Annotated in this window: 25 protein-coding genes; 18 read left to right on the top strand and 7 right to left on the bottom strand. The window is 59.5% G+C overall.

Features of this window, described 5'->3' with window-relative positions:
• Window positions 1-51: 51 nt before the first annotated feature.
• The 4 genes from mnmE to hemE all read right to left on the bottom strand — a co-directional run bounded on the left by mnmE (window position 52) and on the right by hemE (window position 4,527).
• Window positions 52-1,458: a tRNA uridine-5-carboxymethylaminomethyl(34) synthesis GTPase MnmE gene (gene mnmE / locus J5N58_RS23735; RefSeq protein WP_342346014.1), complete on the bottom strand. Its 1,407-nt coding sequence runs from the start codon at window positions 1,456-1,458 to the stop codon at window positions 52-54.
• A 32-nt stretch (window positions 1,459-1,490) separates the two neighbouring features.
• Complete coding sequence (gene rho / locus J5N58_RS23740) at window positions 1,491-2,756, bottom strand: transcription termination factor Rho (RefSeq protein WP_112830735.1); 1,266 nt, start codon at window positions 2,754-2,756, stop codon at window positions 1,491-1,493.
• A 197-nt stretch (window positions 2,757-2,953) separates the two neighbouring features.
• A complete protein-coding gene (gene hemJ / locus J5N58_RS23745; RefSeq protein WP_244713512.1) occupies window positions 2,954-3,499 on the bottom strand; it encodes a protoporphyrinogen oxidase HemJ in 546 nt (181 codons plus the stop codon).
• A complete protein-coding gene (gene hemE / locus J5N58_RS23750) occupies window positions 3,496-4,527 on the bottom strand; it encodes a uroporphyrinogen decarboxylase (RefSeq protein ID WP_113443182.1) in 1,032 nt (343 codons plus the stop codon). Before hemE ends, hemJ begins: the two co-directional genes overlap by 4 nt.
• Window positions 4,528-4,927: 400 nt before the next feature.
• Here hemE and J5N58_RS23755 point away from each other — a divergent pair, with 400 nt between their 5' ends.
• The 5 genes from J5N58_RS23755 to dnaQ are packed head-to-tail and all read left to right on the top strand — an operon-like array spanning window position 4,928 to window position 8,536.
• Window positions 4,928-5,749, top strand: a complete 822-nt coding sequence (locus J5N58_RS23755) for a pyruvate, water dikinase regulatory protein (protein ID WP_112830648.1) — start codon at window positions 4,928-4,930, stop codon at window positions 5,747-5,749.
• Window positions 5,750-5,785: 36 nt separating this feature from the next.
• Window positions 5,786-6,385, top strand: coding sequence for a Maf-like protein (locus tag J5N58_RS23760; protein ID WP_113425419.1), 600 nt, complete (start codon window positions 5,786-5,788; stop codon window positions 6,383-6,385).
• On the top strand, window positions 6,378-7,238 hold the full coding sequence (locus tag J5N58_RS23765; RefSeq protein WP_244713515.1) for a shikimate dehydrogenase: 861 nt from the start codon (window positions 6,378-6,380) through the stop codon (window positions 7,236-7,238). The genes J5N58_RS23760 and J5N58_RS23765 overlap by 8 nt, the downstream gene beginning before the upstream one ends.
• The gene (coaE, locus tag J5N58_RS23770) at window positions 7,235-7,834 is read left to right on the top strand and encodes a dephospho-CoA kinase (protein ID WP_244713518.1); all 600 of its coding nucleotides are present in this window, start codon (window positions 7,235-7,237) and stop codon (window positions 7,832-7,834) included. The genes J5N58_RS23765 and coaE overlap by 4 nt, the downstream gene beginning before the upstream one ends.
• Window positions 7,835-8,536, top strand: coding sequence for a DNA polymerase III subunit epsilon (gene dnaQ, locus J5N58_RS23775; RefSeq protein WP_113466040.1), 702 nt, complete (start codon window positions 7,835-7,837; stop codon window positions 8,534-8,536). It abuts the gene before it with no gap.
• Window positions 8,537-8,593: 57 nt separating this feature from the next.
• On the opposite strand, the gene secB is transcribed toward dnaQ, so the two are convergent.
• Together secB and J5N58_RS23785 are read right to left on the bottom strand one after the other, a co-directional pair.
• Window positions 8,594-9,070: a protein-export chaperone SecB gene (secB, locus tag J5N58_RS23780; RefSeq protein WP_244713521.1), complete on the bottom strand. Its 477-nt coding sequence runs from the start codon at window positions 9,068-9,070 to the stop codon at window positions 8,594-8,596.
• Window positions 9,071-9,166: 96 nt separating this feature from the next.
• Window positions 9,167-9,664 (bottom strand): FxsA family protein, encoded by a 498-nt coding sequence (locus J5N58_RS23785; protein WP_113338041.1) that lies wholly within the window; start codon window positions 9,662-9,664, stop codon window positions 9,167-9,169.
• A 152-nt stretch (window positions 9,665-9,816) separates the two neighbouring features.
• On the opposite strand from J5N58_RS23785, the gene J5N58_RS23790 reads away from it, so the two are divergent.
• The 5 genes from J5N58_RS23790 (at window position 9,817) to gyrB (ending at window position 15,129) form a co-directional block, all read left to right on the top strand.
• Entirely contained in the window at window positions 9,817-10,515 is a 699-nt protein-coding gene (locus J5N58_RS23790) for a Tim44/TimA family putative adaptor protein (protein WP_113338040.1), read from the top strand.
• Window positions 10,512-11,633 (top strand): murein transglycosylase A, encoded by a 1,122-nt coding sequence (gene mltA / locus J5N58_RS23795; RefSeq protein WP_113338039.1) that lies wholly within the window; start codon window positions 10,512-10,514, stop codon window positions 11,631-11,633. The genes J5N58_RS23790 and mltA overlap by 4 nt, the downstream gene beginning before the upstream one ends.
• Window positions 11,630-12,193, top strand: a complete 564-nt coding sequence (locus tag J5N58_RS23800) for a Smr/MutS family protein (protein WP_425314490.1) — start codon at window positions 11,630-11,632, stop codon at window positions 12,191-12,193. The genes mltA and J5N58_RS23800 overlap by 4 nt, the downstream gene beginning before the upstream one ends.
• A complete protein-coding gene (locus tag J5N58_RS23805; protein WP_112830657.1) occupies window positions 12,190-12,555 on the top strand; it encodes a helix-turn-helix domain-containing protein in 366 nt (121 codons plus the stop codon). The genes J5N58_RS23800 and J5N58_RS23805 overlap by 4 nt, the downstream gene beginning before the upstream one ends.
• A 138-nt stretch (window positions 12,556-12,693) precedes the next feature.
• On the top strand, window positions 12,694-15,129 hold the full coding sequence (gyrB, locus tag J5N58_RS23810) for a DNA topoisomerase (ATP-hydrolyzing) subunit B (protein ID WP_113425415.1): 2,436 nt from the start codon (window positions 12,694-12,696) through the stop codon (window positions 15,127-15,129).
• A gap of 72 nt (window positions 15,130-15,201) precedes the next feature.
• Here the strand turns inward: gyrB and J5N58_RS23815 are convergent, their stop codons facing one another.
• Window positions 15,202-15,798 carry a nitroreductase family protein gene (locus J5N58_RS23815; RefSeq protein WP_113425414.1) on the bottom strand — a complete coding sequence of 199 codons (597 nt, stop codon included), beginning with the start codon at window positions 15,796-15,798 and terminating at the stop codon, window positions 15,202-15,204.
• A 316-nt stretch (window positions 15,799-16,114) separates the two neighbouring features.
• On the opposite strand from J5N58_RS23815, the gene J5N58_RS23820 reads away from it, so the two are divergent.
• From J5N58_RS23820 to J5N58_RS23855, 8 genes are all read left to right on the top strand, one after another.
• Window positions 16,115-17,395, top strand: a complete 1,281-nt coding sequence (locus J5N58_RS23820) for a polyhydroxyalkanoate depolymerase (protein ID WP_244713525.1) — start codon at window positions 16,115-16,117, stop codon at window positions 17,393-17,395.
• Between the two features lie 141 nt (window positions 17,396-17,536).
• On the top strand, window positions 17,537-17,965 hold the full coding sequence (locus tag J5N58_RS23825; protein WP_112830737.1) for a DUF2852 domain-containing protein: 429 nt from the start codon (window positions 17,537-17,539) through the stop codon (window positions 17,963-17,965).
• A gap of 95 nt (window positions 17,966-18,060) precedes the next feature.
• The gene (locus J5N58_RS23830; RefSeq protein WP_244713528.1) at window positions 18,061-18,819 is read left to right on the top strand and encodes a M48 family metallopeptidase; all 759 of its coding nucleotides are present in this window, start codon (window positions 18,061-18,063) and stop codon (window positions 18,817-18,819) included.
• Window positions 18,820-18,893: 74 nt separating this feature from the next.
• Window positions 18,894-19,568: a phosphoribosylanthranilate isomerase gene (locus tag J5N58_RS23835; protein WP_244713531.1), complete on the top strand. Its 675-nt coding sequence runs from the start codon at window positions 18,894-18,896 to the stop codon at window positions 19,566-19,568.
• Window positions 19,565-20,785 carry a tryptophan synthase subunit beta gene (gene trpB / locus J5N58_RS23840; RefSeq protein ID WP_112830662.1) on the top strand — a complete coding sequence of 407 codons (1,221 nt, stop codon included), beginning with the start codon at window positions 19,565-19,567 and terminating at the stop codon, window positions 20,783-20,785. The genes J5N58_RS23835 and trpB overlap by 4 nt, the downstream gene beginning before the upstream one ends.
• A 1-nt stretch (window position 20,786) precedes the next feature.
• Window positions 20,787-21,626 (top strand): tryptophan synthase subunit alpha, encoded by an 840-nt coding sequence (trpA, locus tag J5N58_RS23845; protein WP_112830663.1) that lies wholly within the window; start codon window positions 20,787-20,789, stop codon window positions 21,624-21,626.
• Between the two features lie 38 nt (window positions 21,627-21,664).
• Window positions 21,665-22,573, top strand: coding sequence for an acetyl-CoA carboxylase, carboxyltransferase subunit beta (gene accD, locus J5N58_RS23850; protein ID WP_244713565.1), 909 nt, complete (start codon window positions 21,665-21,667; stop codon window positions 22,571-22,573).
• A gap of 43 nt (window positions 22,574-22,616) precedes the next feature.
• The gene (locus J5N58_RS23855; protein WP_244713569.1) at window positions 22,617-23,960 is read left to right on the top strand and encodes a bifunctional folylpolyglutamate synthase/dihydrofolate synthase; all 1,344 of its coding nucleotides are present in this window, start codon (window positions 22,617-22,619) and stop codon (window positions 23,958-23,960) included.

Consider the following 23,960-nt stretch of genomic DNA (forward strand, 5'->3'; position numbering starts at 1 on the left):
TGCCCGCTCAAAGCAGGGGGAGGGTAGATAAACATCCGTGTTTCACGTGAATCACTTGCCGACGCAGAATTCCGAGAAGATCTTCCCCAAAAGCATCTCGACATCCACCTTGCCGGTGATACGCCCGAGAACATCGGCGGCTCGGCGAAGAAACTCCGCCCGGATTTCCAATCCGTCATTTTCAGCATTGATCGCCCGGCGAATGTAATCCGCAGCGTCACGCAGGTGTTGTGCATGCCTCAAACGGCTTGGAATGGCAAGAGAAACCGTGCTGGTCCTTTCTTTCAAGTGATCGAGGATAGCCAACCGCAGCCGATCCAGACCAAAACCGCTCATTGACGATATGCCGATCGCACCGGGACGGTGCGGTTCCGATTCGGTTGCGACGTCCAGCTTCGTCACGACCTCAATTACGGGAACACCCTGCGGAAGCGCTATCTCGTAAACGCTGGAGCTCGATGTCTCGCGAAGCAGAAGAACAAGATCAGCTTCCTCCATCTTGCGGTAAGCTCGTCGGATACCTTCTCTCTCCACCGGTTCGACGGTTTCGCGAACACCGGCTGTATCATAGAGATGAACGGCATAACCCCCGAGATCCAGTTCGCAGTGCAGAATGTCCCGCGTCGTGCCGGCATATTCCGTGACAATCGCAATCTCGCGATTGGCTAAAGCATTAAGCAGGCTCGATTTACCCGCGTTCGGCGCTCCCGCGATAACCACGCTGAAGCCATCCCGAATAATCTCGCCGGCCTTCAGATCGGCAAGCGCACGCTCGATGTCCGTCGCCAGGATCGACATATCTTTCCATATGCGGTCCGAAACGCTGCCCGGAATATCCCCCTCATCGGAGAAATCGAGCTCCGCCTCAATCAATGCACGCGCCGTCAACAGCTGCTCGCGCCAGTGCTGATAGATCGCCGAGAGATGCCCGCCGCTCTGTTCCAGCGCCAGCCGCCGCTGCATCTCGGTCTCGGCTGCCAACAGATCGGCAAGCCCCTCCGCCTCGACGAGATCGAGCTTGCCGTTTTCAAACGCCCGGCGCGAAAATTCACCGGCCTCGGCAAGACGGCAGTCCTCGAATGCGACAACGGCGTTCAGAACACCCTCGACGACGGCCTTGCCGCCATGAAGGTGAAACTCAACGCAATCTTCACCCGTGAAGGAATGAGGTCCCGGAAAAAAGAGAACCAGGGCCTGATCGAGTAAGGAACCGTTTCGATCTCGAATCGGTCGCAGCGCGGCCTGGCGAGGCCTCGGCAACAGTCCGGCAAGAGCCTCGCATATGATCGCCGCCTTCGGACCGCTGAGACGGACGATTGCCACACCTGAAGGCAATGCACCGGACGAAAGAGCAGCGATAGTCTCGCGCATCGAAGACACCATCACTCGCGATCTCCGTTCCCGAAAGACGACACGGAACGGAACCGAATCGTTTTCAGACGATGAATAGACCATCATTCCAGGTGCCTTACGCGCCTGGAATCACCCTGTCAGGTGTTCATCGATTCAAAGAAGTCGCTATTGTTCTTCGTCTGCTTCAGTTTATCGATCAGGAACTCGATGGCATCGGTCGTACCCATCGGAGCCAAAATACGGCGAAGAACAAAGATCTTCTGCAGATCCTGACGCGGAACCAGAAGGTCTTCCTTGCGCGTGCCCGACTTCAGAATGTCCATAGCCGGGAAGATACGCTTGTCTGCGACCTTGCGGTCAAGAACGATTTCGGAGTTGCCGGTACCCTTGAACTCTTCGAAGATCACTTCGTCCATGCGGCTGCCGGTATCGATCAGCGCCGTTGCGATGATCGTTAGCGAACCCCCTTCCTCGATGTTACGAGCTGCACCGAAGAAGCGCTTCGGACGCTGCAGCGCATTGGCATCCACGCCACCGGTAAGAACCTTGCCCGAAGACGGAACGACCGTGTTGTAGGCGCGGCCGAGGCGTGTGATCGAGTCGAGAAGAATGACGACATCGCGGCCGTGTTCCACGAGACGCTTCGCCTTTTCGATGACCATTTCGGCAACCTGGACGTGGCGAACCGCCGGCTCGTCGAAGGTCGAGGAAACGACTTCGCCGCGAACGGACCGCTGCATGTCCGTGACTTCTTCCGGACGCTCGTCGATCAGAAGGACGATCAGATAACATTCCGGATGGTTCGCGGTGATCGAATGCGCGATGTTTTGCAGAAGAACAGTCTTACCGGTACGCGGCGGTGCGACGATCAGACCGCGCTGGCCCTTGCCGAGAGGCGCCACCAGATCAATCACCCGAGCTGAAAGGTCCTTGGACGTCGGAACATCCAGCTCCATCTTGAAGCGCTCGTTCGGATAGAGCGGCGTCAGGTTGTCGAAGTGAACCTTGTGACGGATCTTTTCCGGATCCTCGAAATTGATCGTGTTGACCTTCAGGAGAGCAAAATAGCGTTCGCCTTCCTTGGGGCCGCGGATCGGGCCTTCGACGGTGTCACCCGTCTTTAGAGAGAAGCGCCGGATCTGCGAGGGAGAGATGTAAATATCATCGGGGCCAGGAAGGTAATTGGCATTCGCCGAACGCAGGAAGCCAAAGCCATCCTGCAATACCTCGACCACACCCTCGCCGATGATCTCGATATCCTGGCTGGCGAGCATTTTCAAAATCGCGAACATCAGCTCCTGCTTGCGCATGGTGCTGGCGTTCTCCACCTCAAGCGATTCCGCGAAGGTCAGGAGATCGGTCGGCGATTTGCTTTTAAGTTCTTGTAGCTTCATTTCAGCCATGAAGAGGGACCACGTCTTGATTTTTTTGTTGGGGAAGGCGAGCCGGTGGAATTCGGTACGATCGCGAGAAGGCCGCAAATGACAGAATGTTACGCAAGCCAGGAAGATGAGATTGCCGGAAAATAGCGATTCAGCCATTTGCCCGCAAGAGAAAAGCGGAAACGACCCAAAATAATGCGACAATGCCGCAGGGAAGGTCAAAAAGGCTTAACAATCACGAGAATGACGATGACGATCATCAACAAGGTGGGAACCTCGTTCATCAGCCGCCAGAAGCGCGCGTTGCCTATGTAGTCACCCCGGCCGAAGGACGCAACCGCGCGTGAGAAAAACACGTGAACGCCGGTCAATCCGAGGACAGCCGCAAGTTTTGCATGCAGCCAGCCGCCGTGAAACCCGTAAACGGACCAGGCGAGATAAAGTCCGAGAGACCATGAAACCATCATGGCGGGGTTCATGATTACTTTCAGCAGCCTTTGCTCCATGATGGCAAATGTCTGGGCCTGCTGCGATCCAGGCTCGCTGTCACCGTGATAGATGAAAAGCCGCGGCATGTAGAGAAGACCGGCCATCCAGGAAATCACGGCAACCACATGCAGCGCCTTGATCCAGAGATAGGCCTGATCGGCACCGAAAACCATGATGGAAAGCGCGATCGCGCCGAAAAACACCAGGGCTGTCGCGGCCCTGAGGACCGCTTTCCTACCTTCTCTTGTCCCCGTCTGCCGCTCGTCCTTGCTCATCGCCTGCCACGCACCCGATTAACCAGCGCCGTCACATTCTCCGGATCGGCCTGAGGTGTGATACCGTGGCCAAGATTGAAGATGAAGGGACCGTTGCCAAGCGCCTGCAGAATGGCATCAATGCCGTCCTCAAGCGCAGAACCGCCGGCAACAACGCGCATCGGATCGAGATTGCCTTGCACGGCACCTTCCTTCTGCAGTTCCGCCGCAAAGGAGAGCGGCACGGTCCAGTCGAGACCGATCGCATCGGCCGCCGTCTTGCGGCGATAATCCTTGAGGAGCAAGCCAGCCCCCTTGGCGAAGGCGATAATCTTCGCAGCCGGCCGCTGTGTCCGCACGGACCGGATCATCCGGGCGACGGGACGAATACAGAAACGTTCGAATTCCTCCTCGCCGAGAACCCCGGCCCAGGAATCGAAGATCTGCACCGCATCAGCCCCTGCATCGATCTGCGCCACCAGATAGGAAGCGGAGATATCGGCCAGCATGTCGAGCAGCTTCTCGAAAGCCTTGGGATGACGATAGGCAAAGAGGCGGGCAGGGGCCTGGTCGGGCGTGCCATGCCCGGCGATCATGTAGGTGGCAACCGTCCATGGAGCTCCGCAAAAGCCGAGCAGGGTTGTCTCCGCAGGTAACTCCTTTCGAAGACGAGCGACGGTTTCCATAACCGGCGCCAAATAACCGATGAAATCGCCCGCCTCCAATGCCTCGATGCCATCGACATCGATCGGATCCATCTGCGGACCATGCCCTTCCGTAAACCGTACATTCCGCTTTAAGGCATCGGGTATCACCAGAATATCGGAAAAGAGAATGGCGGCATCGAAACCATAACGTCGGATCGGTTGCAGCGTCACCTCGACCGCAAGTTCAGGCGTATAACAGAGATCGAGAAAGCTGCCGGCCTTAGCCCGGGTCTCCCGATATTCAGGAAGGTACCGGCCTGCCTGCCGCATCAGCCAGATCGGAGGCGGGGAGACGGTCCTGCCATTCAGAACCTCAAGGATCTTTCGGTTGCCGGCGCTCAAGAGTCAGCCTTTCAAAAAAGAAATGAGAATTGAATCTTCTTCTATTTCTAAGAGTCTCTGACTATCAAGGATTAATCCCCATACACAGGTTTACCCTGCTTTCACGAGCCTTCGGGATTTGGCGGGATAGAATCCAAATGAATGGGGATTTGACCGGAACAGTTTCCATAAACCCTTTATATTCAATGATATGCGGAGAAGAGAATGCACGGCTCTTCTGTGGACGAGCTGTGGATAGTTGAGGATAGCTGCGTCGTCTTACCACAATTCACAGAACCGGTTTTCATCCGTCCGTTATCCCCTCTCATGTGGATAAATCGGCATTTTTCCCCTTGCCTCTTTGCCCCGCTGGTCGCTACCTCTCTTACTCCCGAATTATCAACAGGCGGTCGAGAACAACGTGGAGAACCGAAAAAGCTTCTTCCATCTCCACCTGATTTCTGACTCAACCGGCGAGACTCTCATCTCGGCCGGCAGAGCGGCCTCGGCCCAGTTCAATTCCCATAACGCGATCGAACACGTCTATCCGCTGATCCGAAGCAAGCGCCAGCTTCTCCCGGTATTGGAGGCGATAGACCAGGAACCGGGGATCGTGCTCTACACGATCGTCGATCGCGAGCTTGCCAGCCTGTTGGAGGCGAGTTGCCGGGACATGGGCGTCCCGAGTGTCAATGTTCTCGAGCCGGTGATCGATAAGTTCCAGTCCTATCTCGGCGCTTCCTCACGGGGACGAGTCGGGGCTCAGCATGCCCTCAATGCGGAATATTTCGCGCGCATCGAAGCGCTCAACTATACGATGGATCATGATGACGGTCAGGCCCCGGATGGGTATGACGAAGCCGATGTCGTCATCATCGGGATCAGCCGTACCTCGAAGACGCCAACCAGCATCTATCTCGCCAACCGCGGTATCAAGACCGCGAATATTCCCATCGTCTGCGGAGTGCCTCTGCCGGACAGTCTCTATCGGGCGAAAAAGCCCTTGATCGTCGGCCTTATCGCCACGTCCGATCGCATATCGCAGGTGCGCGGCAATCGCGAACTCGGCGTCACCTCCGGGTTTAATCCCACCGACTATACCGATCGCGCCTCTATCGCCGAGGAACTGAAATATGCACGCGGTCTCTGTACCCGCAACAATTGGCCAATCATCGATGTGACGCGCCGGTCGATCGAGGAGACAGCGGCCGCTATCGTTGCCCTGCGTCCGAAGGTGCGCTAAGGCGAATCTCATGGACCCCGTTGGAGAAGGTGCCTCATGGCAGGGAAGCTGATGCTCGCTTCGGCAAGTCAGTCGCGTCGAACGCTAATGGAAAATGCCGGCCTTCAATTTGAAACCGAAGCGGCGCGGATCGATGAACGCGCGGCCGAGGCCGGCATCGCCGGAGAACCGCTGCCTCCGGATCGGCTCGCATTGGAACTCGCACGGCTGAAGGCGCGCGACGTAGCCTCAAGGAATCCGGGCGCCCTCGTCATCGGCTGTGACCAGACCATGTCGCTTGACGATATCGTCTTTCATAAGCCTGCCGATATCGATGAGGCCAGACGGAATCTGAAGACCCTGCGTGGCAAGACCCATCGCTTGAACAGCGCCGTCGTTCTGGTGAGGGACAACCGGGTTCTCTGGGAGAACGTCTCGATAGCCGAACTCAGCATGCGCGCGTTTTCCGATGAATTTCTGGAACGCTACCTGGAACGGACAGGTGACGCGGTCCTCAAAAGCGTCGGTTGTTATCAATTGGAGGCTGAAGGAATCCGGCTATTTAAAGGGATAAGCGGCGACTATTTCACCATACTGGGTTTGCCGCTACTGCCGCTTCTGGAGGAGTTGCGGACCCTGGGGGAGATCGATGGCTGATTCACGTGAAACAATTTTTAACCATGCCTTCGTTGTCGGCTACCCGATCAAGCATTCGCGCTCTCCCCTCATTCACGGGCACTGGCTGAAGCGCTTCGGGATTGAAGGAAGCTATGAGCGGGTGGCGGTCAGTCCGGAGAATTTTGAAGCGTTCATTGCCGAACTGAAGAGTGGCGCATCCGGTTTTCGCGGGGGCAATGTAACTATACCTCACAAGGAAGCTGCATGCCGGCTCGCCGATGTTCTAGATGGCTTGGCCGAGGAACTCGGCGCTGCAAACACGCTCTGGATGGAAGAGGGCAGGCTGAACGCCACCAATACCGATGGCATCGGTTTCACCGCCAGTCTGGATGCTAGTCATCCTGGTTGGGATGGCGTCGACCGCGCAGTGATCCTCGGTGCGGGCGGTGCGAGCCGTGCCATCGTACAGGCGGTTCGGGATCGTGGTATCGGGGAGATCAACGTCGTCAACCGATCCCTGGAACGGGCGATGGAACTGGCCGACCGGTTTGGTCCGGCCGTCCATGCACATCCGATGTCGGCGCTTTCGGAAGTATGCGAAGGGGCAGGTCTTTTCATCAATACCACCTCGCTCGGCATGGACGGCGAACCGGTTGCCGAAATGCCGTTCGATCGTCTTCTTTCCTCTGCCCTTGTGACCGATATCGTCTATGTTCCGTTGATGACACCGATCCTGCTGCAGGCCAAGGGCAGGGGTCTGGCGACAGTGGACGGTCTCGGCATGCTCTTGCATCAGGCAGTGCCCGGTTTCGAGAGATGGTTCGGCCGGCGACCGGTGGTGGATGAGGAACTTCGCAATCTGGTCATCGCGGACATGGAGGTTCATGCATGATCGTCGTCGGGCTTACCGGATCGATCGGCATGGGGAAGTCAACGACGGCTAAGATGTTCGCTGATGCAGGTATCGCGGTGAACGATGCCGACCGGGTCGTCCACGAACTCTACCGCGGCAAGGCAGTTGAACCGGTAGAAGCCGCATTTCCCGGCGCGGTCCGCAATGGCGAGGTGGATCGTTCGGAACTGTCGAAAAACCTTGCGAGGAATCCGGCTAATTTCAAGCTTCTGGAGTCCATCATTCATCCGCTTGTGCGCGAGCGGGAACTGGAATTCCTCGAGGCGCAGCGCGAAGCTGCAGCTGATATGGTCGTTCTGGATATTCCGCTGCTCTACGAGACAGGTGCCGAAAAACGGGTTGATGTCGTCGTTGTCGTAAGTTGCGATGCCGAGATACAGCGCAAGCGGGTTCTGGAGCGGCCGGGCATGACACCGGAGAAATTTGCGATGATCCTCGAGCGGCAGACGCCGGATGCGGAAAAACGCCGGCGGGCCGATTTCGTTGTTGACACCGGTCACGGACTGGAAGCGGCGAGAAAACAGGTTCTGGACATTATTGATAGCCTGCGTCGGCGGGCGAAAGCGGAGGCATGAATGCGCGAGATCGTCTTCGATACAGAAACTACCGGCCTCGAATTCAAGAATGACCGGGTCATTGAAGTCGGCGGGATCGAACTCCTGAACCACTTCCCGACAGGAAGAAGTTTTCACGTCTATATCAATCCTGGCGACCGGAAGGTGCATCCGGACGCCCTGGCGGTTCACGGTATCACTGATGAGTCGCTGAAAGACAAACCGTCCTTTGCTGAAATCGTCGATGATCTCGTCGAGTTTTTCGATGGCGCAAAGTGGGTGGCCCACAACGCAACCTTCGACATGAACTTCATCAATGCCGAATTCGAGCGGCTCGGTCTCCCGCCGGTGCCGGGCGAAATGGTGGTGGATACGCTGGCGATAGCGCGCCGCAAGCATCCCATGGGTCCGAACTCGCTCGATGCGCTCTGCCGTCGATACGGAATCGACAACTCCCACCGAACGAAGCACGGGGCGCTCCTCGACTCCGAGCTGCTTGCGGAAGTTTACATCGAAATGCTGGGCGGCCGTCAGGCTGCCTTCGGCCTCGTGCAGTCCGAAACACGGGGTGGTTCAAGCGGCGGTGTCGAAACCGAAGTCATCGATGTCTCCTATGAGCGGTCGAGACCGCTTCCGGCGCGCATCAGCGATGCTGAGGCGGAAAGGCATGCAGGATTGCTCGGCCGACTGGGCGGCAAGGCAATCTGGTCGAAATACCCTTGAACGAAAAAGGCCCGGTTTTACCGGGCCTTTGTATTGTCTGACGGGTGGTTCCGAAGATCAGTTCGGAACGGCCTGAACCTTGGCGCGAGCCTGTTCTTCGGCGACACGCTGGGTGAACATCTGGGCGAAGTCGATCGGATCGATCATCAGCGGCGGGAAACCGCCGTTGCGGGTTGCGTCCGCAATGATCTGGCGGGCGAACGGGAACAGCAGGCGCGGGCACTCGATGAAGAGAACTGGCAGCATATGCTCCTGCGGGAAACCGGTGATGCGGAAAACACCGCCGTAAACGAGCTCGGCGGCGAAGAGGATCTTGTCGCCTTCCTTGGCTTCAGCATTGAGCGACAGAACGACGTCGAAGTCGGACTCGGTCAGCGGGTTGGCATTGACGTTGACATTGATGTTGATGGCGGGAGCCTTGTCCCGGGCCTGCAGCGACCGCGGTGCGCCGGGGTTCTCGAAGGACAGGTCCTTGATGTACTGAGCAAGTATGTTGAGGGAAGGACTTGCGGTTCCCTGATTTTCGTTGGCCATGGGGCGTTCCTCGCGGATTGAATTGCTATGGCCGTCTATCATTTCGACCGGGTGCTTACAACCCTCAGGCCGGAAGGCGCCTTCGGCCTTTTCCGGTCATCCTCGGGGATCCTTTCCGATCGACCATGGAGACTTGCCGTTGGCATCGCGCCGGAAGTCTTCTTCATCGAGATCGATGACGGGTCCGTCTTGGCGAGAATTTCCGGCGCCGGCACTCTGATAACTAAAGCCGCTGCTGCGGGAGACGACAATGCGCGGACCGATGATCGACCAGATGAGATCCCGCACGAAAGGGACGAAGAGCAGGAGGCCGACGACATCGGTCAGGAAACCGGGGATGATAAGGAGGAAGGCGGCCACCACGATCATTGCGCCGTGGAGGATTTCCTTTCCGGGATTATCGCCCGAACGGCTTTCTTTCTGGAGGCGCTGAAGAACGCCGGCGCCCTGGATGCGCAGGAGGGCAAGTCCGGCGAACACTGCCAGAAGTGTCAAACCGAGCGTCGCAAGGACACCGATCGCCTTGCCCACCAGGACGAATGTGGCGATCTCGGCAAAAGGCATCAGCAGGAGAATGGCCAGCGGCACACGCATGAGGGGATCCCCGATCCTTCTTCAATGGTTCCGGCCTCGCCGGTCGGAGCGGTTTCGAACCGACGACAAAGCACTTCGCTATTTGAATCATCGGCATATGCGGACTATATGGGTCTCACAAGCAGGAATTTAAACAGGGCCGACGGATTGCCATGGGATCGAACGACTTTGTGACTATCTTTTTTCTGGTGGCGGCAGTCCTGATTTTCCTGCAGCTACGCAGTGTGCTCGGTCGCCGTACCGGGAATGAGAAGCCGCCTTTTGATCCTTATTCGCCTCGCGACCTTGCCAAGGGGCCTGGCAGCGATGACGGAAAGGTTGTCACTCTGCCCCGCCGCGATGAACAGGGAAGCGACGAGCGTTTTGCCGTCGTCGATGCCTTCGCCGCCCCTGGCACGGAACTGAACGAATCACTGCGTGAACTGGTCAAACAGGACCAGAATTTCAACCCGAAGGAGTTTCTCAACGGCGCCCGCATGGCTTACGAGATGATCGTGATGGCCTATGCCGATGGGGATCGCAAAACCCTGAAGAGTCTTCTCTCCCGGGAGGTGCTGGAAGGCTTCGAGGCTGCGATCTCGGAACGGGAAGCCCGCGGGGAAGTGGTGAAGTCCACCTTTGTCGGCATTGAAAAGGCCGATATACTTCAAGCCGCGATCAAGGACGGTGAAGAGCAGGTGACCGTTCGCATCGTCTGCCAGTTGATTACCGCGACGTATGACAAGACCGGCAAGCTGATCGATGGTGATGCGGAAGCCGTTTCCGAGGTCAACGATCTCTGGACCTTTGCGCGCGACGTCCGCTCGCGCGACCCTAACTGGAAGCTGATCGCGACCGAATCCGAGCTATGACTGGCGCCGCGGCATCGTTCAGGCTGAAACCGGTAACCTTCGACGATCTCGAGGGTTGGGATCGGGACGACCCGTCGCCGCTTTTTAACGCGCTTGCCGCCTGTCGGCGTCACATTCGAGAGGTAAAGCCTTACCGTACGGGTGCAACAGGGCTTTCGTCCGCCGATCTCCTGCCGCTGCTGGATCTTGCCGCGAGCGTCGCGCCGCAAAACGCTGCCCAGGCGAGGGCATTTTTCGAGACGGAATGTCGGCCCTTTCTGATCGAGCCGGAAAACGGCGGCCGGGGGTTCGTGACCGCCTTTTACGAGCCGGAAGTCGAAGTGCGGGAGGAGCCGGACGAGGAGTTCCGCTTTCCCTTCTACAGGCGCCCCGATGACCTTGTCGATCTCGACGACGACAACCGGCCCGCGGATATGGATGCAAGCTATGCCTTCGGTTGTTTGAAGGATGGCGCTGTTTCTCCTTACCCGGATCGCCGGGCCATTGACGAAGGCCATCTCGCAGGCAGGGGTTTGGAGATAGCCTGGGCGCGATCAAAGGTGGATGTCTTCTATGTTCACGTTCAGGGCGCGGCCCGACTCCGGTATGCCGACGGTCGCATAGGCCGCATCACTTATGCCGCTAAGGCCGGCCATCCATTCTCCGGTATCGGCAAGCTGTTAGTCGATACCGGCGAAATCCCCCTTGCCGGGATATCCATGCAGTCGATCCGCGCCTGGTTCGCGGCCCATCCTGAAAGGGTGAACGAAGTCCTCTGGCATAACCGGTCCTACATCTTCTTCCGTGAGGCCGAGGTGCCGGACCCGAACCTTGGTCCGATCGCTGCGGCAAAGGTGCCTCTGGTTGCAGGCCGCTCGCTGGCGGTCGACCGGTTGATTCACAGCTTCGGCTTTCCCTTCTTCATCCGATCGGAGAGCCTGACATGCATCGACGATGGACAGCCCTTTGCCCGGCTGATGCTGGCGCTCGATACGGGATCGGCGATTGTCGGTCCCGCGCGCGGCGATATTTTTACCGGCTCCGGCGACGAGGCGGGCGAACGTGCCGGCGCCGTGCGAAATGCGGCCGACTTCTATATACTCGTCCCGAAAGAGGCGGCTTCGAGGTTCGGCTGGTGAAGGGCAAGGGAAAACTCAGCGCGGAAGATCGTATCCTGTGGGGCAAGGTCGCCCGGTCGACGAGGCCGATGCCGGGTCGCCTCGAGGAACTCGCAGAATTCGAGGAAATCTTCGTCGAGCCCGCATCTGAGGACAAGGCGGCGCCTTCGGCTTCGGTGGCTCCCGTTGGCGACGTGGCTGGCACGCAGGCCGGGCAGAAGAAAACCCTGGGGGGAATACGTCATCCGCTGGAGAAACCGGTCAAGCGCAAGCTGTCGCGCGGTCATCTCGCGCTTGAGGCCCGCATCGATCTTCATGGCCTGATCCAGAGCGAGGCGCACGGCATCCTTCTCGACTTTCTCCTGCGCGCCCATGACAGGGGCTTGCGGCATGTGCTGGTGATCACCGGCAAGGGGCGTTCCATGGGAAGCGACGGCGCGCTGAAACGCTCGGTCCCGCTCTGGTTTTCCAAGCCCGAGTTCCGCTTTCTCATTTCGTCCTACGAGACGGCCGCTCGTCAGCATGGCGGGGAGGGCGCGCTCTATGTCCGACTGTCGCGAGGCAGGGGGGATCGCGGATGACGCCGTTCGGCGAAGCGCTGCGACGGTTGCGGGAAAAGAAGGGCGTTTCCCAAAAGGAAATGGCGGCCGCGATCGGCGTATCTCCGGCCTATCTTTCCGCTCTGGAACACGGCCGAAAGGGGAAACCGAATTTCGATTTCCTCCAGCGTGTCGCCGGCTATTTCAATATCATCTGGGATGAGGCGGAGGAACTTTTTGCCATCGCCGGCGTGTCCGATCCGAGGGTGGTTGTCGATACCGCGGGCCTGCCCGCCGAATATACCGCTTTCGCCAATGAACTGGCCCGCAGGATTCGCACGCTCCCCCCGGATGTGCTAAAGCAACTCACTGATCTGCTCGAAGCCGCAAAAAAGCCGGCTTGAAACGCTCTAAGGCCGCCATATCCACGGGTTTCGCGCGGCCCGCCTTTGGAACTTGCGTCAAACCTCCTATAGTCGATGCGCTCGATGGCGCTGATTCGATATCGACGCTTTGAACATCATGACTGGAAAGATTGCTGAATGACCGACATGCCGATCAAGGAAAATGATGGTCCGGCCGAATACGGCGCGGATTCGATCAAGGTGCTGAAGGGGCTTGATGCAGTCCGCAAGCGCCCCGGCATGTATATCGGTGACACCGACGACGGCTCGGGTCTGCATCACATGGTCTACGAAGTCGTCGATAACGCGATCGACGAAGCGTTGGCCGGTCATGCCGATATAGTGACGGTGACCCTGAATGCCGACGGCTCCGTAACCGTGACGGACAACGGTCGTGGCATCCCGACGGATATCCACCCGACCGAAGGTGTCTCCGCTGCCGAAGTCATCATGACGCAGCTCCATGCCGGCGGTAAGTTCGACCAGAATTCCTACAAGGTTTCGGGCGGTCTTCACGGCGTGGGGGTCTCGGTCGTCAACGCGCTCTCGGTCAAGCTGAGCCTCAAGATCCGCCGCAGCGGCAAGATCCACGAGATGAGCTTCACCCACGGCGTGGCGGACGCGCCGCTGAAGGTCACGGGTGATTATGAGGGCCGCTCTGGCACCGAAGTTACGTTCCTGCCAAGCGCCGAAACCTTCACCAGGACCGAATTCGACTATGCGACGCTGGAACACCGCCTGCGCGAACTCGCCTTCCTCAACTCGGGTGTCCGCATCCTGCTGACCGACAAGCGCAAGTCAGACATCCGCGAAGAAGAGATGGTCTATGACGGCGGCCTTGAGGCCTTCGTGCGTTTCCTCGACCGCGCCAAGAAGCCGCTGGTCGAAAAGCCGGTCGCGATCCGTGGCGAGAAGGACGGCATCACCGTCGAGGTCGCCATGTGGTGGAACGACAGCTACCACGAAAACGTGCTCTGCTTCACCAACAACATTCCGCAACGCGATGGCGGCACCCACATGGCCGGCTTCCGCGCCGCCCTGACCCGACAGATTACCTCCTATGCCGATACCTCCGGCATCATCAAGAAGGAAAAGGTGACGCTGACCGGGGATGACTGCCGCGAAGGCCTGACGGCCGTGCTGTCCGTCAAGGTTCCGGATCCGAAGTTCTCGTCTCAGACCAAGGACAAGCTGGTTTCGTCTGAAGTCCGTCCCGTCGTTGAAAGCCTGGTCAACGAGGCTCTTTCCACCTGGCTAGAGGAACATCCCTCGGATGCCAAGATCCTTGTCGGCAAGGTGGTCGAGGCCGCGGTCGCCCGCGAAGCGGCGCGAAAGGCCCGGGAACTGACACGGCGCAAGGGCGCGCTCGATATCGCATCGCTGCCGGGCAAGCTCGCCGACTGCTCGGAGCGCGATCCCGCCAAATCGGAACTCTTCCTGGTCGAGGGCGACTCGGCGGGCGGTTCGGCAAAGCAGGGCCGCTCGCGCGAGACGCAGGCCATCCTGCCGCTGCGCGGCAAGATCCTGAACGTGGAACGGGCGCGTTTCGACAAGATGCTGTCGAGCCAGGAAATCGGTACGCTCATCACCGCGCTCGGCACCTCCATCGGCAAGGACGAGTTCAACGCGGACAAGCTGCGGTATCACAAGATCATCATCATGACAGATGCTGACGTCGACGGCGCCCACATCCGCACACTGCTGCTGACCTTCTTCTTCCGCCAAATGCCGGAACTGATCGAGCGCGGTCATCTCTACATTGCCCAGCCGCCGCTCTATAAGGTTGCTCGCGGGAAGTCCGTCCAGTATCTGAAGGACGAGAAGGCGCTTGAAGACTACCTCATTACCATGGGCATCGAAGAAGCCACGCTGACGCTGGGCAATGGTGAGGTCAGGGCCGGGCAGGATCTGCGCGATGTCATCCAGGATGCGCTGAGATTGCGCTCCCTTGTCGATGGATTGCATTCGCGTTACAACCGCAACGTCATTGAACAGGCGGCAATTGCCGGAGCACTCAATCCGGAACTCACCGATAATCATGCCCGCGCCGAGGAAACTGCCGCCGAAGTGGCTAGGCGCCTCGATCTCATCGCCGAGGAAACCGAACGCGGCTGGACCGGTCATGTCACCGAGGAGGGCGGTTTGCGCTTCGAGCGCATGGTCCGCGGCGTCAAGGAAGTGGCGTCCATTGACGTCGCCTTGATCGGTTCCGCCGATGCGCGCCATATCGACCAGCTTACGCCGCGTCTCCACGATATTTATGCCGCTCCGCCGAAGCTCGCTCGCAAGGACGATCGCACGGAAATTTCCGGCCCGCGGGCACTGCTGGATTCCATCTTCGCCGCCGGTCGCAAGGGTCTCACCATGCAGCGTTATAAAGGACTTGGCGAAATGAACGCCGAGCAACTCTGGGAAACGACGCTCGATCCGAATGTCCGTTCGCTGCTGCAGGTGAGGGTGAGCGACGCAACCGATGCTGACGGTTTGTTCTCGCGCCTGATGGGCGACGAGGTCGAGCCTCGACGCGAGTTCATTCAGGACAACGCGCTGAGCGTTGCCAATCTCGATATCTGATATCGGAAAAGTTTCACGTGAATCCGGCTAAGGAGTGATTCACGTGAAACATTTGGTTAATGAAACTGGTGTTCAGTTCTTGAAGCTGCCGCTGAAGGCAACTGCAGAAAGCGGCTTGCGCTGGTTCGGTACTTCCCGTTCCTGAAGCGTCGGCGGCAGCAGCGACCTCTCGCCACGACGGCCGATTGCAACGGCGGCCTCGGCGCGATATCCCGCCGGGGCACGAAGAACTTCAACGGCCCGGTCGAAATCAACGCCGCCCATAGCGTGCGCAGCGTAGCCGGAATGCATTGCCTGCAGCGCCATCATGGCCCATGCCGCGCCGGTGTCGAAGCTGTGGCTACGGAAGGGGCGGGGCTCGGAACCGTCATCGCGCCGGCTCAAGGTGTCAGAGAACAGAAAGACCAGGGCCGAAGCCGACTTGGCCCAGACCTGATTCGACTCGACCAGAAGCCCCAGGAAACTCTCCCACTCGGGCGTCGTGTTCAGTGCATAGACGAAACGCCAAGGCTGGTAGTTGCTTCCCGACGGTGCCCAATGCGCCGCTTCGAGGATGGTCAAGAGATCCGCTTCGGGCATCGCCTCGCCGGTGAAGGAGCGGGGCGACCAGCGATCAAGAAACATGGGGTGGATGGCATATTCGGAGTGGCGGTCGTTGCTGGTTGTCATCGGTAAACCTGTAGGGGGGAGGAGGATTGCGCCGTGTGGCGCGGTCAGAAGATATTGCGACGGCCGGAGCTTGCAAGTCCGGCCGGGCGGATTTCGAGGCACTCTTTCCCATCGGCATAGGCCAGGAGGGGATCGATAACCATCCTTCCCCGCGAAACATTAATTCCCCCCTGGCATTATGATGCGGCCGGGATGGCAATATCCCGCCACCAAAGGACGAATTCACAAGGGAGTTTCCATTAGGGCAAACTCTGGTAGTTTTTAACGAATGAAGCGCAGAATCGCGGAATGACGGCAGCGGAAAGGCGATCGCCCCATGTTCTACCAGCTCTATGAATTGAATCACGCGGCGATGGCCCCGTTCAGGGCAAGTGCCGATGTCATGCGCCTCGCCTATCGCAGCCCGCTCAATCCCCTTTCCCACACTGTGCTCGGCCGCACGCTGGCGGCGGGGTTCGAGGTCTTCGAACGTGTCACGCGGCGCTACGGAAAACCGGAATTCGGCCTGCCGACCACGACGGTCGACGGTCACATGGTGGCCGTCACCGAGGAGATCGTCTGGAAAAAGCCGTTCTGCAATCTCATCCATTTCAAGCGCGATCTGCCGCCGTCCGTGGAACAGGGACCACGCATCCTGATCGTCGCGCCGATGTCAGGCCATTATGCCACGCTGCTGCGTGGAACGGTCGAGGCCCTGATCCAGAGCGCCGACGTTTACATTACCGACTGGATCGATGCCCGCACCGTGCCGCTTACGGACGGCAATTTCGATCTCGACGACTACATCGACTATGTGATCGAGATCCTTCACCATCTGGGCAAGGGCACCAATGTAGTGGCGGTCTGCCAGCCCTCGGTTCCGGTTCTTGCGGCCGTGTCCGTCATGGAAGCCAATGACGATCCGCTGTCGCCGGCGTCCATGACGCTGATGGGCGGCCCGATCGATACCCGCATCAATCCGACTGCGGTCAACGAACTGGCGCAGAACAAGCCACTCGACTGGTTCCGCGACAATGTCATCATGAACGTGCCCTGGCCCCAGCCCGGCTTCATGCGCGCCGTCTATCCCGGTTTCCTTCAGCTTTCGGGATTTATGTCGATGAATCTCGACCGGCACATGATCGCCCACAAGGATTTCTACATGCACCTCGTCAAGAATGACGGGGACTCGGCCGAGAAGCATCGCGATTTCTACGACGAGTATCTGGCTGTCATGGACCTGACCGCGGAGTTCTATCTCCAGACTGTCGATACGGTCTTCATCCGGCATGCCCTGCCAAAGGGTGACATGACCCATCGAGGCAATCCCGTCAATCCGACCGCTATCCGCAACGTGGCGCTTCTGACCGTGGAAGGGGAGAACGACGACATCTCTGGCGTCGGGCAGACGAAGGCTGCCCAGACGCTTTGCGTCAACATTCCGGAAAACATGCGCATGCATTACATGCAGCCGGATGTCGGCCACTACGGCGTGTTCAACGGTTCGCGCTTCCGCCGGGAAATTGCGCCCCGGATCATCGCCTTCGCGAAGCAGCATACGCCGGTGGCCAAGGCAGGCCCGGTCAAGCGGGTCATCAAGGGCGGCAAGTCGGCCTGACGGAACGGTCGATTTTCTTTGGGCAATTCAGGCTCTTGCCTGAATTGCCGGGACTTTGCCTTGAAGGCGGGGAGAGCGTTTACCACATCGATTTCATCGGGCGGCATCTCGCCCCCGTGCAAAAGCGAAGGGTAGATGATGATGAACCAGTCAGCATTGCTTCGTCCGGACTGGACGCCGGCAACTGTCGCCTTGATGGTGCTCGGCTTCGTGGTCTTCTGGCCGCTGGGTCTGGCCATGCTTGCCTATATCCTGTTCGGCGATCGCTTCCGCGATTTCAAGCGGGAGGCTAACCGCTCCGCCGATGGTATCTTTTCGAAATGCCGCAGTGGTCGCTACGGCCGCAGCCACTTCTCGACCGGCAACGTCGCCTTCGACGATTGGCGCAAGGCCGAGCTTGACCGGATCGAGGAAGAACGCCGAAAGCTCGACGAGATGCGGGCGGAATTCGACAGCTACCTGCGCGAGCTTCGCCGTGCCAAGGACCAGGAAGAGTTCGATCGTTTCATGCGCGAGCGGGCCAATGCCCGCAAGGATGACGGTGCGGCCTCCGGCTATTCCGGCGTCTGAGCAGACGCCGCCATGGATGCAGATGATAGCCGGCACCTCCGGGTGCCGGTCTTTTTTGTGGAGCGAATAAAGTTCGAATCGGCTAGAAAGAAGCCATGTTTCCCGTCCTGAAAAAACCGGCAGGCAAGACGAAGCCGATAGCGACCTCGACCCGTCAGCTCGCGCTCGACGGACGGGAAATGCCGCTCACCATTCGCCGCAATGCCCGTGCGACCCGTATCACCTTGCGGATCGAACCCGGTGGTCGCGCTCTGAAGATGACGATACCGCCGGGCCTCAAGGAACGTGAGATCGCGGATTTTCTCGATCGTCACCAGGGATGGCTGAAGGCGAAACTCGCGCGCTATGCGGATTCCCCGCCCATTGCCGATGGCGGCGAAATATCGCTGCGCGGCGTTCCCCACAGGATCATTCATACCGGCCACCTGCGCGGGTTGACCGAGGCGTTCGATTCCGAGATCGGCCCGGTGCTCAGCGTCAGCGGGATGGAGGAACATCTCGGCCGGCGCATTGCGACCTTCCTGAAGAAGGAAGCGCGGCGGGATCTGGAGATACTGGTGGCCGCCCATGCGAAGCGAGTAGGACGACCGGTAAAGTCCCTGACGATGAAGGACACCCGCAGCCGCTGGGGATCCTGTTCATGGGATGGCAATCTGAGTTTCTCCTGGCGTATCGTTATGGCACCGCCACCGGTGATCGATTATCTCGCCGCCCATGAGGTCGCGCATCTGCGCGAGATGAACCATGGCCCGACCTTCTGGGCACTCTGCCGCGAGCTTTGTCCGCACATGGACGAGGCCAAGGCCTGGCTGAAACGGCATGGTGCCCGGCTTCATGCCATCGATTTCGATTGAGGTCGGAAAGACCGGCACCGGCTTTGTCGCAATTTGGCTCGACTCTTTTGCATTTTCGTGTCACTTCCGCTGCCATGAAACCGGATATCAAGATCTGTGGGCTGACGACGGCGGAAGCCGTGGATCGCGCTGTTGAGCGCGGTGCGGGCTATATCGGCTTCATTTTCTTCCCCAAGAGCCCCCGCAACATCGAGCCCGACATCGCCGGCAAGCTGGCGGACCGGGTGAGGGGTAGAGCGAAGATCGTTGCCGTTACCGTCGATGCCGACAATGACGACCTTGACGAGATCATGGCGCTCTTGAAGCCCGATATCTTGCAGTTTCATGGAAAGGAAAGTCCGGAACGCCTGTTGACGGTCAAGGCCGTGACCGGCCTGCCGATCATGAAAGCGCTTTCTATCCGTGAACCCGATGACCTGAAACGGATCGCGCCCTATATCGGTATTGCGGATCGGTTTCTTTTTGATGCCAAGCCGCCGGCGGGATCGGATCTGCCGGGCGGCAACGGTGTGACCTTTGACTGGCGTCTTCTGCGCACGCTTGACGCGGGCGTGGATTACATGCTTTCCGGAGGCCTCAACAAGGACAACATCGCCGACGCCTTAAGGGAAACCGGCGCGCGTGGCATTGATGTGTCGTCCGGCGTCGAGAGCGCTCCGGGCGTCAAGGATCTGAACAAGATGGACGAGTTTTTTGCCGCGGTCGAAGACGCTTCGATCCGCGAGCCTGCATCAGGGAGCGCAGCGTGAACGAGTCACCCAAGCCCAATTCCTTCCGGGAAGGTCCGGACGAGGACGGTCGTTTCGGCATTTTCGGCGGACGCTTTGTCGCCGAGACCTTGATGCCGCTGATCCTGGACCTGCAGGCGGAATGGGAAAAGGCAAAGACTGATCCGGAATTTCAGGCGGAGTTGAAGTCCCTCGGCGCGCATTACATTGGCCGGCCAAGCCCGCTTTATTTCGCCGAGCGCCTGACCGAGCACCTGGGTGGAGCCAAGATCTACTTCAAGCGGGAAGAGCTCAATCACACGGGTTCCCACAAGATCAACAATTGCATCGGCCAGATCCTGCTTGCCAAGCGAATGGGCAAGACGCGCATCATCGCAGAGACCGGTGCCGGCCAGCACGGCGTCGCCTCGGCGACGGTGGCCGCCCGCTTCGGCTTTCCCTGCGTCGTCTACATGGGCGCAACCGACGTCAAGCGCCAGGCTCCGAACGTCTTCCGCATGAAGCTGCTCGGCGCCGAGGTGAAGCCGGTAACCGCCGGCCACGGCACGCTGAAGGACGCCATGAACGAGGCATTGCGTGACTGGGTCACCAATGTCGAGGACACCTATTACCTGATCGGCACGGCTGCCGGTCCGCATCCCTATCCGGAAATGGTGCGCGACTTCCAGGCGGTGATAGGCCGGGAAGCCCGCGAACAGATGCTCGAAGCCGAGGGCAGGCTGCCCGATCTCGTCATCGCGGCCGTCGGCGGCGGTTCCAATGCCATCGGCATCTTCCACCCGTTCCTCGACGACCAGGACGTCAAGATCGTCGGTGTAGAAGCGGGTGGCAAGGGCCTTTCCGGCGATGAGCACTGTGCCTCCATCACCGCCGGCTCGCCGGGTGTCCTGCATGGCAACCGCACCTACCTGCTTCAGGATGGAGACGGCCAGATCAAGGAAGGCCATTCGATCTCGGCAGGCCTCGATTATCCGGGCATCGGTCCCGAACACGCCTGGCTCAACGACATCGGCCGCGTGGAATACGTGCCGATCATGGACGATGAGGCGCTCGAAGCCTTCCAGCTCCTGACGAAGCTCGAAGGCATCATCCCGGCACTCGAGCCATCCCATGCGGTGGCCGAAGTCATCAAGCGCGCCCCGAAGATGGGCAAGGACGAGATCATCCTGCTGAACCTGTCGGGTCGCGGCGACAAGGATATCTTCACCGTCGGCAACATCCTCGGCATGGAGCTTTGAAATGACCGCACGCATGGACAAACGTTTCGCCGATCTGAAGGCGGAAGGACGCCCGGCGCTGATTACCTATTTCATGGGCGGCGACCCCGACTACGAGACGTCGCTGGCGATCATGAAGGGCCTGCCGGAGGCCGGAGCCGACGTGATCGAACTCGGCATGCCCTTTTCCGATCCGATGGCCGATGGTCCCGCAATTCAGATGGCCGGCCAGCGCGCGCTGAAATCCGGACAGACGTTGGAGAAGACGCTTCAGCTCGCCCGCGAATTTCGCAAAGGCGACCAGGCGACCCCCATCGTTATGATGGGATACTACAATCCCATATACGTCTTCGGCGTCGAGCGCTTTCTCGATGAAGCGCTGGAAGCCGGTATCGACGGACTGATCGTGGTCGATCTTCCGCCGGAAATGGACGACGAACTCTGCCTTCCCGCCCGCAAGCGGGACATCAACTTCATCCGCCTTGCCACGCCGACAACGGATGAGAAGCGCCTGCCGACGGTTCTGCAGAATACCTCCGGTTTCGTCTATTATGTATCGATGACCGGTATCACCGGCTCGGCGCTTCCTGATCCCTCGAAGGTCTCCGGCGCCGTCCAGCGCATCAAAGCCCATACCGACCTGCCCGTCTGCGTCGGCTTCGGCGTCAAGACTGCGGAACATGCGCGCCTCATCGGTGCAAACGCCGACGGCGTTGTCGTCGGTACCGCTATCGTCAATCAGGTCGCCAACAATCTGACCCCGGCCGGCGAGGCAACCGCCGATACCGTCCAGGCAGTAGCAACCCTGGTCAGCGGTCTTGCCGGCGGCGTGCGTTCCGCCCGCCTTGCTGCTGCCGAATAATCTTCCGATATTGGCTCTTTCAGTCAGGAGTTAGTCAATTGAACTGGATCACCAACTATGTGCGGCCGCGGATCAATTCCATGCTGGGCCGCAGGGAAGTTCCGGAAAACCTCTGGATCAAGTGCCCCGAAACCGGCGAGATGGTCTTTCACAAGGACCTTGAGGAAAACAAGTGGGTCATTCCCGCTTCAGGCTATCACATGAAGATGCCGGCCAAGGCGCGCCTCATCGATCTCTTCGACGGTGGCAAATACGAGGCTCTTCCGCAGCCGAAGGTCGTGCAGGACCCGCTGAAATTCCGCGACTCGAAGAAATATACCGATCGCCTGAAGGACAGCCGCACCAAGACCGAGCAGGAGGATACCATCCTTGCCGGCGTCGGCACGGTGGAAGGCCTCAAGCTGGTCGCCGTCGTGCATGAGTTCAACTTCATGGGCGGCTCGCTCGGCATCGCTGCCGGCGAGGCGATCGTGAAGGCATTCGAACGCGCGCTGGCGGAAAAGTGCCCGCTGGTGATGTTCCCGGCCTCAGGCGGCGCCCGCATGCAGGAAGGTATCCTGTCGCTCATGCAGATGCCGCGCACAACCGTCATGGTCGACATGCTGAAGGAAGCCGGACTGCCTTACATCGTCGTCCTGACCAACCCCACGACGGGCGGGGTCACTGCGTCCTACGCCATGCTGGGCGATCTTCATATCGCCGAACCCGGCGCGGAAATCTGCTTCGCCGGCAAGCGCGTGATCGAGCAGACCATCCGCGAAAAACTGCCGGAAGGTTTCCAGACCTCGGAATACCTGCTCGACCACGGCATGGTCGACATGGTCGTCAAGCGCCATAACATCCCGGCGCTCCTGGCGCGGGTCCTGAAGATCATGATGAAGCGCCCGGCCAACACGGACGCCGCCCCGGCAAAGACGCCGGCTCTTTCGGACAAGCCGGCGGCCTGAACGACAGCACTCTACCGAGCCGAAGCTGCGGAATCGAAATATCATGACTGAGCCCGCCTTCAGTGAGGCAGAACAGGTAATCGAGGAGCTCATGGGGTTGCATCCCAAGGGCTTCGATCTTTCATTGGACCGTATTCGCCGGTTGCTCGAAGGTCTCGGCAATCCGCATCTGCGACTGCCGCCCGTCATTCACGTTGCCGGAACCAACGGCAAGGGATCGGTTACAGCCTTTTGCCGCGCGCTGCTCGAGGCACAGGGCCTGAGCGTGCATGTCCATACCTCACCGCATCTGGTGCGCTGGCACGAGCGTTATCGCATCGGCGTCAGGGGCGGGCAGGGCCAATTGGTCGAGGATGCCGATTTTGCCGGTGCTCTGCGCCGCGTGGCCGAAGCCAATGGCGGCCAGCAGATTACCGTCTTCGAAATCCTGACAGCGGTCACTTTCCTGCTGTTTTCGGAGAAGCCGGCTGACGTCGCGATCATCGAAGTGGGCCTTGGCGGCCGTTTCGACGCGACCAATGTCATCGAAAAGCCGGCCGTCTCGGTCATTATGCCCATCTCGCTCGATCATCAGCCCTATCTGGGCGATCGTGTCGAACTGATCGCCGCCGAAAAGGCCGGCATCATGAAACGCGGGCTTCCTGTGGTCATCGGCCACCAGGAATACGAATCTGCCCGCGATGTCCTGGTGACGACGGCCGAACGGCTGGGCTGCCCGCATGTCGTCTATGCCCAGGATTTCTCCGCACATGAGGAATTCGGGCGTCTCGTCTATCAGGACGAATTCGGCCTGCTGGATCTTTCCCTGCCGCGGTTGCCGGGGCGTCACCAGTTCGCCAATGCCGCCGCCGCGATCCGTGCGGTGAAGGCTGCGGGCTTTCCGGTGACCGAGGCGATCGCGGAAAAAGCGATGACAAGCGTCGAGTGGCCGGGCCGCCTGCAGCGTATGACGGAAGGCCTGCTCATGGCCCATGCTCCGGAGGGTGCGGAGATCTGGGTGGACGGCGGGCACAACCCCGGGGCCGGCGAGGTCATTGCGGAAGCCATGGCGGGCTTCGAGGAGCGTCAGTCCAGGCCGCTCTACCTCGTCACGGGCATGATAAATACCAAGGATCCGGTCGGCTACTTCAAGGCCTTCGCCGATATCGCCCAGCACGTCTTCACTGTGCCGATTCGCGGCACGGATGCAGCCATCGACCCGGTCGTGCTCGCGCACGCGGCCTTCGATGCCGGGCTCGTCGCTTCCCCTGTCTCGTCGGTTGCCGAAGCGCTTGACGAAATTCGCGAGCGGATCGATCCCAACCAGCCGGCGCCGCGAATTCTGATCGGCGGATCGCTGTATCTGGTCGGCAACGTCTTGGCGGACAACGGCACACCGCCCAAATGA

The sequence above is a fragment of the Paenirhizobium cremeum genome, from assembly GCF_022884085.1.
In the GTDB taxonomy this organism is placed as follows: domain Bacteria; phylum Pseudomonadota; class Alphaproteobacteria; order Rhizobiales; family Rhizobiaceae; genus Allorhizobium; species Allorhizobium cremeum.